This window comes from Paraglaciecola sp. G1-13, from assembly GCF_055809255.1.
The window spans coordinates 1,893,354-1,907,560 of the sequence record NZ_CM147903.1; the positions used below are offsets into that span (position 1 = coordinate 1,893,354).

General features: G+C 44.1%; 9 protein-coding genes. 3 read left to right on the forward strand and 6 right to left on the reverse strand.

Annotated features, from left to right (window positions below; all coding sequences use genetic code 11):
• Positions 1–58: 58 nt before the first annotated feature.
• The 5 genes from AC0L6N_RS07925 to AC0L6N_RS07945 all read right to left on the reverse strand — a co-directional run bounded on the left by AC0L6N_RS07925 (position 59) and on the right by AC0L6N_RS07945 (position 8,714).
• Complete coding sequence (locus AC0L6N_RS07925; RefSeq protein WP_473480340.1) at positions 59–3,781, reverse strand: TonB-dependent receptor; 3,723 nt, start codon at positions 3,779–3,781, stop codon at positions 59–61.
• Between the two features lie 877 nt (positions 3,782–4,658).
• Positions 4,659–4,928: a helix-turn-helix domain-containing protein gene (locus AC0L6N_RS07930; RefSeq protein ID WP_011574780.1), complete on the reverse strand. Its 270-nt coding sequence runs from the start codon at positions 4,926–4,928 to the stop codon at positions 4,659–4,661.
• Positions 4,929–5,042: 114 nt separating this feature from the next.
• Positions 5,043–6,128 carry a glycoside hydrolase family 117 protein gene (locus AC0L6N_RS07935; protein WP_473480342.1) on the reverse strand — a complete coding sequence of 362 codons (1,086 nt, stop codon included), beginning with the start codon at positions 6,126–6,128 and terminating at the stop codon, positions 5,043–5,045.
• A gap of 38 nt (positions 6,129–6,166) precedes the next feature.
• Entirely contained in the window at positions 6,167–7,123 is a 957-nt protein-coding gene (locus AC0L6N_RS07940) for a sugar kinase (protein WP_473480344.1), read from the reverse strand.
• A gap of 1 nt (position 7,124) precedes the next feature.
• The gene (locus AC0L6N_RS07945) at positions 7,125–8,714 is read right to left on the reverse strand and encodes a sugar porter family MFS transporter (protein WP_473480346.1); all 1,590 of its coding nucleotides are present in this window, start codon (positions 8,712–8,714) and stop codon (positions 7,125–7,127) included.
• Positions 8,715–9,185: 471 nt separating this feature from the next.
• On the opposite strand from AC0L6N_RS07945, the gene AC0L6N_RS07950 reads away from it, so the two are divergent.
• From AC0L6N_RS07950 to AC0L6N_RS07960, 3 genes are all read left to right on the forward strand, one after another.
• The gene (locus tag AC0L6N_RS07950) at positions 9,186–11,570 is read left to right on the forward strand and encodes a beta-galactosidase (protein ID WP_473480348.1); all 2,385 of its coding nucleotides are present in this window, start codon (positions 9,186–9,188) and stop codon (positions 11,568–11,570) included.
• A gap of 353 nt (positions 11,571–11,923) precedes the next feature.
• The gene (locus tag AC0L6N_RS07955; RefSeq protein ID WP_473480350.1) at positions 11,924–12,457 is read left to right on the forward strand and encodes a prepilin-type N-terminal cleavage/methylation domain-containing protein; all 534 of its coding nucleotides are present in this window, start codon (positions 11,924–11,926) and stop codon (positions 12,455–12,457) included.
• A 239-nt stretch (positions 12,458–12,696) separates the two neighbouring features.
• Positions 12,697–13,887, forward strand: a complete 1,191-nt coding sequence (locus tag AC0L6N_RS07960; protein WP_473480352.1) for a leucine-rich repeat-containing protein kinase family protein — start codon at positions 12,697–12,699, stop codon at positions 13,885–13,887.
• Positions 13,888–13,913: 26 nt separating this feature from the next.
• Here AC0L6N_RS07960 and AC0L6N_RS07965 read toward each other — a convergent pair whose 3' ends face one another.
• Positions 13,914–14,084, reverse strand: a complete 171-nt coding sequence (locus tag AC0L6N_RS07965; RefSeq protein ID WP_011574787.1) for a hypothetical protein — start codon at positions 14,082–14,084, stop codon at positions 13,914–13,916.
• Between the last annotated feature and the right edge of the window lie 123 nt (positions 14,085–14,207).

Here is a 14,207-nt window from a genome sequence, read left to right on the forward strand (position 1 = left end):
CTGTGAGTAAGGTGCGCTTCGTCACACACCTCACTTATGCCAATCTTAATAAGTCATTTTAAAACGTAACGTTCACACCTAAGCGATAAGTCGTGCCGACTTTATAACGTGTGTATGTGCGCGAACGTGTCGCGTCTCCGTCTAACGGGTTACCTTCTTCAAAGGCAACGAATTGATAGCCCACATCGTTGTCAGCGAAAATGCGGTCTACTTCTAATTCTCGGCTGGTGTAGTAGGTTCTAAATTCATCATCGAGCAAGTTGATGGCTTGCAATGAAAAGGTAACGTTATCGTTTAGTTTGTAAGATGCTGACAAGTCGAGGTTACCGCGACCTTCGTTCCAAATAGAGCCTTGGTTCCATGTACGCCCTTGTAAACCCGTGTTGTAATCAGTACCCACAAGTGAGTCACTGGTACCTCGGTACGCTAAGCGGATCTGGTGGCCGTCTTGCTCCCAGAATAGGGTCGCGTTGTAGCTGTGCTCAGGTGTATCGGCCACAGGGAATGACGGTAAGGTTTTGCTTGGGTCAATGCTGGAACGGTCTGGATCATACTGACTGTCTTGATAGGTATAGTTAGCAGACACCCCTAAGCCAGATAAAAAGCCAGGTAAAAAGTCGTAGGTTTGCACATAGCCTAATTCCACACCGGTAATTTGAGCACCTTTACCGTTGATGATTTTGCTGACGCTGTATTGAGCACACAGATCACGCAAATCGTTACTGAAGCGGGTAGGGTCCGAAGGCCACCAACCGTAATCAGCTGTTGCGCGAAGCGGCATACAACCGGTTAATCCATTATCATCTGTTCCATCGTCTTCGGCGAGCAAAATGATTTCGCTGCCGCTAACTGGGGTGTCAACGTTACGTACATCTTTTAGATAAGTAACTGCATTTTCAACCGTGGTAAAATTTGACATATCCTTATGGAATACTGCCACACTGAGCATAGAGCTTTCGTTAAAGTACCACTCAAATGATACGTCTAAATTGTTGGACTCTAACGGTTCAAGCTGGGTGTTGAACAATGAAACTTTACTACCGGTGTTCGGATTACCTGAGCCCCAATAACCGTTTTCGTTTAATTGAAAACCTGGGCGTAGCTGGTCTATTTCAGGACGGGTCATCGTTTTAGAAACCGAGAAACGGCCGACCATTTCATCAGAAATAGCGTAGTTTAAATTTAGACTTGGCAACCAATTTGTATAGGTGTGGCTGTCGCTAGAGCGAAATGATTGAAGCTCTCTGTTTCGAATCGATGACGACGAAAATTGATTGGCATTTACGGTTGGAATTGGGGTCGTCCCATCGTACGCAATGGTGCCATCCCAGCCATTATTGCGGGTGGTCGATACGTCAGCGTAGCGCCACATATTTAACCAAGTGATCGGGTCTGCTGGCTCGGGTAAGCTTGGGTCCTGCTGAAATGCAGACCACTGGGCAAATAGAGGGTCATGACAAGGGCCCTGATCCGCAATGCGAGTCCAACCAGAGGGATCAGGACCACTGCTGGTATCCCAACCTTGACCATCCACCCGTTGGTATTTTTGCTCATAACCTAGCGGTTGATTCGGATCTGCGAAAACAGGTGAACGGCACTCAGGCAGACTTGTGTCTCGCAAGTCACGCAACATAACGCGGTCGTATTCTCGCTCAAGTGTCTCAGTAAACTGCCAGAAGTCAGCGCCTGAATAGCCCTCTGCTGCGATGTCAGTTTTCACGTAACGCATACCGATATTACCGGTCAACCGACCATCAAATAATTCAAAATTGGTTTTAAAGTAATAGGCTTGCGTATCGATATCTGTGATCCGTGATTCGGAGTCATTGGGCGTTCTTACGGTGTTTTCATCGTCTAACAGCAAGCTAACGGCGTAGGCTGGGTCTACTGGCGTCCAACCGGTTGTGGCTTCATTGCGGTCGTAACCCAATGACTGCATGAAGTCGCTGGGTACGACACCGTCACGTGCTATCAAATTAGCGCGAATGTCTAATAACGCGCCGCCTGGAATAGCAACGGGGTTACCAAATTCGTCCTCGACGACCTCTGTGGCTGTGACTGAGTTAAATTGGTATTTTTGATTATCCACGTCTTTCGTACGTTTGGTAACTTTAGCGCCAAACTCGAACGAGGTAATGCCATAATCATCAAAGTCATATTCAAAATCGACTTGGCCATTTGCCAACTCATCGCTCACTGTTACGTCATTTTCACTTAAGAAGCTCAAATGCTGTGCGTTAATATCTGCGGGGTTGTAGCCCGTGAATACAGTATTATCTTCATATCCGGGGACAAATAAGCCAGTTTCCGGATCTGTTTGACTGACAATTTGCTCGCCAAGATCAGCAAATGAACTGCCAAATACCATGCGACACGTTCCGCTAGTGCAGTCATAACCAACAGGTTCGATATCTCGGCCTGCATCATAGAGTTTAATCGCGGGCACCTGGGGGAAATTTTGCATCGCTGCAAATGCACTGGGTAAACTTTCTGATTCACTTTTAGAATAACCAAATTGGCTTGAGACACGAAGAGAGTCGGTTAATTCACGTTTGTACGTTAATGAGATGCTGCCATTTTTTTGATCATTACCGCCTTGTGAGGATTGTAAGTCACCTGCACCGAAACGATTCAATTCTCGTAGCATGGTATTGTTCTGTGTATCGACTACATACCAATCTGTTTGTGGATCGGTGAAGGGCGCAGCAGGACGTTGACTGCCTAGCGGCTCAATGCCTTCGACAAAATTTTGATTGCCCGTAGCTCGACTGATTACGGCATCTTGACGTGTTGCATATTCTTGCTGTGAGTAAGTAATATCAAGATTCAATTCAGAAACATCGTCTGGTAGAAATTGCAGCCCTAAGGTTATGCCCTGACGTTCGGTGCTATTTTGATGCAGTTCGTAACGCGTGGCCGTAGGGCGTATCGCCTTGACGCCAGAGATGGCATTTCCGTCCATGTCGCTTGCTGATGCGATAATGGTAGAAGCTGCGAATCTGTCTATTCGGTATTGGTCGCGCCGAATACTTGAAGTTTGATCATAGGCTGAAAAGGCAACACCAAAGGTATCATCGAAAAATTTTTCAGTGAGGGTAAACTGTACTTTATGATCGTTCTCTTCAGAGAAATCATTGTATCTGCCCTGTGCAGTGAAGGAACGCACGCCTTTCTTTTGATCAAGAGGCTTGAGTGTTATGAGGTTAATATTGGCCCCCAGAGATCCTTCGTCTTGGTCGGCACTTGATGTTTTCACCACTTCAAGCTTTGACAATATGTCTGCAGAGAAGGAGCTTAAATCAACCGCTTGACTGAAGTCTGTTGAGGTGAGTTGCTGACCATTAATAGTAATATTATTTTGGTTAGCAGTGGCACCACGCACGGTGACTTGAGTACCTTCGCCATCACGCGTAACCAATGAAACGCCCGTTACGCGGCTTAATGCATCTGCTACGTTTTGGTCGGTCGACTTACCAATGTCTTCGGCATTAATTGTGTCGACTAAGTTCTGAGAGAAGCGCTTATCATTGATTGATTTTTTGAGGCTACTCTTCAAACCTGTAATTTCAATCACTTCAATGTCGCTTGTTTCGCTAGATTTCGCTTCAGGTGAATTCTGCGCGTTTTGTTCTTCCTGCGTTTGGCCAAATGCGTTAGATGCCATAAAAAGCGCAATTGAGATAGCGCTTAATTTAAAGGGGGTGGTGAATGCTTTAGACATAGTTAATTGTTCCCGGTAATTATAAATGTCGTTAATCGCCATGGCTTGGTTAGCGTGCATCACTAAACCAACCAGACTTACTTCAAGTGCTTATGTCTAATTTCATATGAACATTTTATTACACTTAAAATGTAAAGCATATGTAAACATTTGGTTTGGTTGTTGTCAAAGGTTTTTTGTTAACAATTAACTGTGGGGAGGTGGTTATTCATAATGATTGTATGAGTGCATTTAAATCAAGATAATCAATGGCTTACGCGTTATTAAAAGCGTATATTTTTAGAGGGGGGAGTTTAACAAAACGAGATGCATTGAAATTTTAATGGTTCTTTTATAACTGACTAGTTACTTTAAATAGTCATTTATGCCAAAAAATTAACGCCTGCCAGTGCAAAATGTTACACGCAGATGTCGGAAGAGTAGAAATAAATTTTTGTTAAAAATCAGTCAACATTCATGTTTGAATTAAACACGAGGCGTTCACACCATACTAGTTAAAAGAATAGATATATCAGGTCAAACGCACAGCACAAAAGCGCTAGCCTGGTACTCGTTGTATCATCATCGCTGTATCATCAGGCTACTTAAGTATTTTCCCGCCAAAAAAACAGCATATGCAAGCAGTACAGACTAGATTTTAAACGTCCCGTTTAGCCCGACGAATCATTTGTGTGATTTGCGGTTGTGAGGAGCTGCTATGGCGAGCGATATTCAGACAGTGAATGAGCCTTTAGGAGCGCGGCAAACCTAAGAACCTTGGTTAATAAAAAGGGCGTGGTGATAGCGCGATGCCATGCACCCAATTCAAGGGCTCAATACCCACGTCGAAATGGGTAATTTAAAAAAAGCCCTTCAAGCTTACTTTGTAAAACACTTAATAACGAGCAGTACAGGGAAACTAGCTTCCAGTCTTTATTCTATCGTTCAAACGCGTCTTTTAAGCGGCGTACTTACGCCAAAAACTGATGTCCTTTGGGCAATTGTTGCGGGCTGCACGCTCACAACGCATAGATGCAATGACTTCAAACGGGTCAAGGGAAAGCATCTCGGCTATCTCTACAGCAAGTTTGTCATCGATTGAGCCCGTTTGATTACGATAACGACTTACCGCAGACCGAGACACACCGAGTTTTTTAGCCACAGTGTTATCAGAGCGAAGCCTATATTTGTGCCGTAACATATCGATTAGCTGCATGCTTTTATACATGGTGTCTTCCTTCTACTGTCGTTATTAAACCCTTATGTGGGTATCTATCTGCGAGTACCCATTTTCAATTTAATACCTAATGGGTGCTCGGGTTTACTGCTATATCTCAGTTTATTAGTTACTGTTTTGAAACGTGCCAGCGTCCAATACTTGTTTCTTTAGACGATAACGACAAATGTAATTCCAATTCCAACTGCTATCGTATTTATGGCATAAACCCCAATACAAGCCCGGGGGAGGAGTGTCTTCTATGTTGCTTGGCCGGTATAAACCAATCGCTTCTGGCGCCCCTTTGATATGGGCTTTGATATCAAAATTAATACCGTCAGGGGCAAACTGAATGGTGTTTTTCTCGGGACCGTCAGTGGTCAATAAGCTTGCAACGCCACCTTGGTAATTCCACACCACCACTTCATGGCCGCTGTTGCTGATCGGGTTGTATTCTGATTTGTGATAAGGCCCTAAAATGTCGTCCGCGATGGCGACCCCATGCTTGATTTCGCGCCCACCAAAGTTCATTTCTTCGCCCATGGTCTCGCCTTTGTAATACAGATGGAACTTGCCATTAAACACCAGTAAACATGGGTCATGCACTTTATGGCTATCAAAGCTGCCTTTTGAATGCACGTGGAAACGGTTGTCTTCATCACCGCGCCATTCGCCGTCCAAGGAAGGACTCAAAATCGGTGCGGTGGATTTTGTCCAAGGGCCAAAAGGGGAGTCGGCATGGGCAATGGCGATTTGCTCTATTTGTCGATTAGTATAAGGATATTGCACGGTTTGATAGACCAAATAGTATTTACCATTATGGGCGAGTACTTCGGGGGTAAATACGGCACGATCATCAAACGCACCAGGTGCACCACGGGTGATAGCAGGGCCTTGCTCTTGCCACGTTTCGCCGTCACTTGAGGTGGCGTGCCAAACTTCGGTTAAATCCCATGGAAACACTTTATCTTCTGGGTTAGTACTACCAAAGCCCACGGTTTCGCCAGTGCCTTTGGTGTACCAACAATGATAAACATCATCGACTGAAATGACCGATGTGGGGTCGCGGCGAATTACCCCTTCTTCAAATGCAAAGTCACCCTTTAATGGGCTGGTTTCAAATTCGATCATCCAGTCAGCATTTTTACTGTCATAGCCTCGCTCGATAGCGCGCTTGGTGGCAAGGCTTTGTTTTTGCTTAGCCTGAGTCATGTTATTTCCTCTTTATATCTGTTAGATGCGATACCAATTCACGCAACGGTGTGATTGGCTAAACGTTGACGAAATGCATCGAAAATAGTGTGCTCAACTATGGCGCCCTGGTGTTGCACCACTAGCCCCGCTGCTGCGGATGCGTGTTCAATAGATAATTTCATAGGTTTGTAGGCCATGCGGCAAGCCAAATATACACCTGCAAAAGAGTCTCCGGCTGCGGTGGTATCCAGCTGCCTATCCGCAGGGGTAAAAGGCACATGGCAAACGGCTTGGCCACAATCGAAAGCGAAAACACCCTCTTTGCCTGCTTTGACGACCAGTTCCTGAACATCGTACTTCTTACAGTAATCCACAATCTCAGAGACAGATGCATGTCCTAATAGGTCATGATGATCCTCGGTGCCTGGTAGTACTATGTCACTGACTGTGTATGCCGCTTCAAGCCATCGGATAGCATGTGCTTTGTTCGCCCACATCTTTGGACGGTAGTTGGGGTCAAAGGCCACTTTACTGCCTTTAGCTTTAAGACGGGTGATTAAGTTGATTAACTTGTCTTTATCTTCATCGGATAAAATGCCTAGGGATATTCCACTGAAATAAACCAAATCAAAATGTGGCCAGTGGGACTCACAGTCGCTTTGTTCAATGAGGGACATGAGTTGGGTGGCCGCTGACTCCTTGCGCCAATAATCGAAGTGGCGCTCTCCACTGTCGTCGTTCTTAATCGCGTATATACCCACGTTATGATCATCAGAGGTAAGAGCAAACTCATCACTGATACCGTGCTGTTGCCAGTGCGCTGTCATCAAGGTGCTAAAGCTGTCTTGGCCGATGCCTGATAGAAAGTAACAGTCTAACTCGTTGTGCCAACGCTTGGCATAAACCAAAGAGTTATAGGTATCACCGGCAAAAGAATGTTGTAGTTTATTTTGAGCGGTAAAACTCAGCTCGACCATGCATTCGCCGATCGCAATAAATGTAGGGTTGCGCATCTTAGGCCACGCTCACTTTATCTTTTGTGCTGTCTAAATCGAGTTCAATTTCTTCAATCGTCTTATTCTTGGTTTCAGGCATGATCTTAAACAAGATCATGAAACCTATAGCACCACTGATAGCGTAAAATAAGAAGATATCACTAGCCCCCATATGGCTTAACTGCCATGGGAAAAACTGCTGTACTAAATAACTCACAATACTAGCAAGCAATGCAAACATGGGAATGGCGGTTCCACGAATAGCGATTGGGAATATCTCTGAAAAAAGCACCCACATCACCGGCCCAATTGAGAAATGAAAAGCCGCTATATAACCCATGACGCCAAGTAAGATCATGTTTGCGTTTACATTAGTCGCCATTTGCATCAGCTGGCCTTCATGGCGTCTAAATTCTTCGATACCAATAACCGACTGCAGCATATTCTTAAATTCAATATCAGATGAAAACGCAGTGGACACCATATTCTGCATGCTGGCTAAGCCATGCTCAGTGGCAAAAGCGTTAATCTGCTCAGGGGTAAGGATATAAGTGGCCTGACTGAAAGCGTAGTGACACATAAATAGGCTAATAGTGCCCGCTGCAAGGCCATAGATCACTAGTGGACGGCGGCCTAATCTATCGACTAACAACACTGCTGCTATGGTGAACAACACACTGACCAAACCGACGATAAGTGCTTGGAAAAAGGCAGCATTGGTGCCCAAACCGACTTGCTCAAAGACCGTTGGGGCATAAAACATGATCGCGTTAATTCCGGTAATTTGTTGCACCACCCCCATGGTTAAACCGATTAATGCGGCTTTACGCATTTTGCTGCCAAACATGGCTTTTATGGCTTCAGCGGTGGATAAAGCGTGTTTATCGCCTAAATCGACGCTGTGCTGAATTTGAACCAGTTCTTTTTCGACCTCTTCGTTATTCAAAAACTGATGTAGTACACGCTTTGCTTCATCCAAACGATTGTTCATGACCAACCAACGAGGGCTTCTTGGGATCGTAATAAGTAGGAATAGCCATACGATGGCTGGGATAATCTCAATGCCGAGCATCCACCGCCAAGTATGGGTATTGATACCAAGAGACATGACCCAGTCGGCCTCTAATTGCGACACCTTTAATATCATGTAATTGGCAAAATAAGCGGCTGAGAGACCGATAACGATATTTATCTGGATCATGGCCACCAATTTACCGCGTAGTTTTGGCGGTGCAATTTCGCCAATATACATAGCCGCTACTGACAGCGATGTAAACGCAAGCCCGCCAACAAATCGAGCCGTAACCAACATCTCAAAGGAAATAGCTCCAACAGACGCTACCGCAGACAATATGTATAAAACAGAAATAATGAGCAGGGCTTGGCGGCGACCATATTTGTCACAAATATAGCCTGTAATGAGTAACGCAAATAAAACACCGAAACCAGGTGCACTGACCACAGCCCCAATTTGCAAGTCAGAGAGGGCAAACTCGGCGGAAATAAAGCGCACAGTGCCTGAGATAAGCGCGGCATCTAAACCAAAAATGAATCCTCCGAATGCCACTACGATTGCGCAAAAGAATACATGCCTAACTTGATTATTCATTGGTGTTCCTATTTAGCTTGGATGACGTCTATTAACTTAGGGGGACCTTTGTTAACAAAGTTACGTAAATCGTCGATGAATTATGCTAACGCATATATTGATAATTGTTAACAATTAATTATCGCTGTAATGTCTCAGGTAAGTCAACATACTTTTACAATTTAGTTATTTAATAACACAATACGTAAAAGCGTTTGATTCTAATAATAATAATATTAGTAGGCTTAGCCTTTGATTTAAGGCTATTAAATTTTTCAAAGACGAGAGTGCATATTGATAAAATTGACAGAGACATCATACGTTACTTTAGATTTTAACCTCAACACAATAGTCAAATATGGTGTTTCGCACGACTCGCATTAATGTCATTTACTCGCACTATTTAATTAATTGTTAACAATTTACATGTCGAGCGTGCTGTGTATAATCCCAAAATGTAAATTTTGTTAATACTTCTCAAGAGGGATAATTATGAACGCCAGTAAAAAGCTTTTGTTTGTTGCGATTGTAACAGCGCTAACTGGATGCAGTGCGAGTGAAACGAGTGACGAGGTCAGTCACTCCTCAGTCGCAGAGGTGCAACCAGCTGATCACATTGAGCAACAGGTAAAAACACTTAAAACATTGTTTACTGCCAAAGATAGTGACTCCCTCAAGCAGGTTAAATACACAAATGCCAGCGGCACCGTGGTTGGTACAGCAGGCAATTCTCTCAAAGTAGTCTTTCATGGGAAAGAAAATATCAACAGTGCTGTTGAGTTTATCCCTGATGTTGCTTGGGATTGGAGCGACTTAGACGATTTTAATATCGCTTTTGACATCGGTAATGAAGGTGAGCACTCAGTTCAGTTATTCCTAAATATATCTGATACCAATGGCGATACGTATACCCGTTCAGTCAGTGTGCCTGTTGGGCCACAAAGTACTTATTATGCAAAAATGGCGGGGCACGACCTCGCCAAATCAATCAGTGACGATAAGAACGAATTTAATTTTACCTCGGGCTTACGCTCTAACCCAGACACGTGGTATTCAGATGACAAGCAGTTTATCTCTTTGTGGGGTAAAAAAAATCTTAAACTCAGTGGCATAAGCAAGATTTCGTTAAGCGTACAAAACAATTTATTCGATAAACAAATCACTATAAACGATATTCGATTACGCCAAAATCCGCCTATGGATAGGCTCTACCTTACGGGTGTGGTTGATCAATTCGGGCAAAATGCAAAGCGCGAATTCGACGGGAAAGTGCACTCGTTAGAAGAGTTATACAGCGCAAGAGATAAAGAGTTGAAAACCTTAGACGGAAAATGGAATGCGCCGCGCTCAAAGTGGGGCGGTTGGTTGAACGGACCTAAGCTGGAAGGCACGGGCAACTTTCGAACAGCTAAATATCAAGGCAAATGGAGCTTAGTTGACCCCGACGGTTACCTGTATTTTGCCACTGGTGTCGATATCATTCGCTTGGCTAACTCGTCTACAATGACCGGTTATGATTTTCCGCCGGAGGTGTTAGTTAAAGCAGATAACGCTGATGTGACGCCATCTGATTCTCAGGGCCTTAATCGCGTTGCTGAAAGTGCAGTGCCATCACGTTTTGTAGCATCTGAACTCAGAAAAGATCTGTTCACTTGGTTGCCAAGTTACGAGGAACCTATGGGGCAGCACTATGGTTATCGTACTGGGGTTCATTCAGGGCCACTAAAACAAGGCGAAACCTATAGTTTTTATGCAGCCAATTTAGATCGTAAATACAGTGTAATGACACCTGATTACATGCAAAAGTGGCACGATGTGACCCTTGATAGAATGCGTAATTGGGGGTTCACATCCTTAGGTAATTGGACAGATCCTGCATTTTACGACAACCAGCAAGTACCGTTTTTTGCTAACGGCTGGATCATCGGTGACTATAAAACCGTCTCTAGTGGCGATGACTTCTGGGGCAACATGCCGGATGTGTTCGACCCTACATTCAAAGAGCGTGCGTTGCATACAGTCAGCGTCATCGCACAAGAAGTGAAAAACACCCCTTGGTGCGTGGGTGTATTTATCGATAACGAGAAAAGTTTTGGCCGTAGTGAAACGCCTCAGTCGCGCTACGGCATCGTGTTCAATACCCTAAAACGTGATGGTAGTGAAGTGCCGACTAAGGCGGCGTTTACGACAATGCTTAAAGATAAATATGCCAGCATCGAGGCATTAAATGCCGCTTGGGGTAAAAACATTTCCTCTTGGTCTGAGTTTAATAAAGGCATTGATTCAGTGCTAGCGACTGATGAAACGCACGCCGAACAGCAATTAGCTGATTACAGCGATATGCTGTATGCCTATGCCGAAAAATACTTTTCAACAGTTGATGCTGCTATGCAAACCTATTTGCCTAATCATCTCTATTTAGGGTCTCGTTTCGCGGATTGGGGCATGCCTATGGAGGTGGCAAAAGCGGCCACTCAGTACGTGGATGTGATGAGTTACAACGTATACAAAGAAGGCTTACATCCAAAGGGCTGGGGATTTCTAGAAGAGTTTGACATGCCATCAATTGTGGGCGAGTTCCACATCGGAGCTACTGACAGCGGTTTGTTTCACCCAGGCTTAGTACATGCTGCTAATCAGCAAGACAGAGCTGATATGTACCAAGATTATATGAGAACGATTATTGATAATCCGTACTTTATTGGTGCGCATTGGTTCCAATACATGGACTCGCCAATTACTGGTAGAGCCTTTGACGGCGAAAACTACAACGTAGGCTTTGTTAACGTGACAGACACCCCTTACGCGCCTATGGTCAATGCTGCCAAAGACCTACACAAAGGCATGTACGAACGTCGTTTTACATCTAACCAATAACCCTTTAAAGAGCGCGCGGCTCCTTGGCTGCGCGCGCTTTAAGGCAAGTATCGTTTATAATCATATTTTTGGGTTTCACCCTCTCTAATCATTTTAACGTCACAGTTTAGGTGTTGGTAGCTGTCGTTATTGCAACTACTGCAACTACTGCAACTACTGCGCACTGTTTCTGCCGTCCCTGGTTGAAATCAGAGCATCATTTCGATTCTTAGCACCGGTTAATAGTATACCTATGTATATTTTCCTAGATAAAAATATCGCCAAAATGTAGATATAATACAAGTTTACTGTGTGAGGGCTTCAATCATGAGGCTAATCGCCGCGTAACTACTCAAGGAACATCCGTTAATCAAATGAATTTGCCCAACTCGACTAAGCCAAGTGCGCAAAGTGGATTTACTTTGATTGAGCTAATCATCGTCATCGTTATCTTGGGGACATTAGCCGTCACAGCTGCACCAAAGTTTCTCGATTTAAACGGTGATGCGAAAATTGCTGTGCTTGAATCTGTAGGGGGTGCAATGTTGTCTGCTAGCAAGTTGGTATATGCTAAATCAGCGATTCGAGGGCAGAATAGTTTGCAGCTTAGCAATATTGATATTGACGGTGACGGTTCTTCGGACATCGAAACACGATACGGATACCCAAGTGGCTCTCGAAATAGCGGAATTTCTGCGGCAATGAGCAGCAATTTTGAGAAAGATTGGATATGGTCAACAGATTATCGACGGACTAAATTATACCTTACTTTTGCGTCGCTCACCCACACGTCAGGTGCCTATGTAAACCAAGTACCGATAGTTGCCACCAACTGTTATTTGATCTATTACCGTGCAGAAAACTTGGGGGAAACCCCTAGCATAGAATACACGACTTCAGGTTGTTAATTCGGCTTAAGATGCCACTCATGCCAGACCCTTATCGTAGAAAAAGACTCCTTTGAGATGATGGGCATGTACGTGATAATAAGTAATAGCTATTTCACCCTTGCAACTATTGTCCTCAGAGGGACTATTGTCACTAAACTATCTTTTTTAGATGATTTTCAGTAGGCTAACGTCGCTTTTTTGCAGTACCGCTTCCCATTACTTTATCTCTTTATCATCTCTTTATCAGGTTTCTCATTTTGCACACACTGAATCAGCTTAAAACCGGCCAACTTATTGGCACATCAAAACTCACTCTATCTGACAACCTCACGGAATTTCCTTTAGAGATTTTAACACTCGCTGATACCTTAGAAGTACTTGATTTATCGAATAATAAATTGCGCCATCTACCCTATGAGTTTGCCCAATTAAAAAACCTTAAAATTCTATTTGCCTCTAACAACCAGTTTGAAGTACTACCAGACGTACTGGGACAGTGTGAAAACCTTGAAATGGTCGGTTTTAAAGCCAACAAAATTAAGCGTGTGCCTGAGAATGCTTTACCCATAAAGTTACGCTGGCTGATTTTAACCGATAATCAGATACAGAGACTGCCAAACTCGTTAGGTGAGCGACCTAGAATGCAAAAACTAGCCCTTGCGGGCAATAAACTCACATCATTGCCTGAGAATATGAGCCAATTGCACAATCTTGAGTTGTTGCGAATTTCGGCGAATGATTTAACGCAATGCCCAGACCAGCTATTAGATTTGCCCAGATTGGCTTGGTTTGCTTTTGCGGGTAATCCATTTTCCGCAGCAGATTTGCATATTGAAACAGTGCCTCATGTACCCTCTACGAACTACCAATTGCATGATGTGCTAGGGCAAGGAGCATCTGGCGTAATCTCAAAAGCGACTTGGCGTAAAGCACAACCTGACTTGCCCGCAGAGGTGGCGGTTAAAGTGTTCAAAGGCCAAGTCACCAGTGATGGCTACCCGAAAGATGAGCTACAGGTCTGCCTGAAAGTGGGTCAACATCGCAATATAGTCAAACCGCTGGCACAGGTGACAGAGCCTGACTACTTGGCGTTGGTGATGGCGTTAATCCCAGAGCATTTCCGTAATTTAGGCTTGCCCCCATCGTTAGACAGTTGCACTCGAGATACCTTCCCTGAAGGGTTTACATTGTCGTCTCAGCACATTGAGAAAATCATTTCTCAGATGCAAGATGTGTATGAGCATTTGCATATAAACCAAGTTTGCCACGGCGATTTATACGCCCATAACACCTTATTTGATGATGAGGGAAATATCATATTCGGTGATTTCGGCGCCGCGAGCATGTACCACATGTTAAGCGAGCCACAACAAAAGAAAATCAAGCAAATTGAAGCTCGAGCATTAGAGCACTTTATAGAAGACATCCAAAGTTTGAAAGTGGGCTAGCGTTTGTCGCTCCCCTGATAGGTGGATTAGTCTTTTTTCTCTACCGTGATGGTAATGTTCTTCGATGAGCCTGCGTACCATTTTTGTACATAGACTGAGCCTAACACTGGGGCTTTGCCTTCTTCTGGCACTTCTTTATAACGAACGCTGTTTTTAGTTTCTTTTTCTAGGGTGAAGTTAAGGGTAACGGCAGACATTTTTTAACTCTTTTTATATGAATGGTCGATATGATTGCGTATCTGCAAGAGTAACGCAATCTGAGATTTTGAGACTGTCTTTGGCCGCTAACTTTGTGTCGTGCAACATACATTAAATTCACA

Excerpts from the sequence above, each read along its gene's own strand:
- AC0L6N_RS07925 (WP_473480340.1), bottom strand. The coding sequence starts at position 3,781 with ATGCACGCTAACCAAGCCATGGCGATTAACGACATTTATAATTACCGG.
- AC0L6N_RS07930 (WP_011574780.1), bottom strand. The coding sequence starts at position 4,928 with ATGTATAAAAGCATGCAGCTAATCGATATGTTACGGCACAAATATAGG.
- AC0L6N_RS07935 (WP_473480342.1), bottom strand. The coding sequence starts at position 6,128 with ATGACTCAGGCTAAGCAAAAACAAAGCCTTGCCACCAAGCGCGCTATC.
- AC0L6N_RS07940 (WP_473480344.1), bottom strand. The coding sequence starts at position 7,123 with ATGCGCAACCCTACATTTATTGCGATCGGCGAATGCATGGTCGAGCTG.
- AC0L6N_RS07945 (WP_473480346.1), bottom strand. The coding sequence starts at position 8,714 with ATGAATAATCAAGTTAGGCATGTATTCTTTTGCGCAATCGTAGTGGCA.
- AC0L6N_RS07950 (WP_473480348.1), top strand. The coding sequence starts at position 9,186 with ATGAACGCCAGTAAAAAGCTTTTGTTTGTTGCGATTGTAACAGCGCTA.
- AC0L6N_RS07955 (WP_473480350.1), top strand. The coding sequence starts at position 11,924 with ATGAATTTGCCCAACTCGACTAAGCCAAGTGCGCAAAGTGGATTTACT.
- AC0L6N_RS07965 (WP_011574787.1), bottom strand. The coding sequence starts at position 14,084 with ATGTCTGCCGTTACCCTTAACTTCACCCTAGAAAAAGAAACTAAAAAC.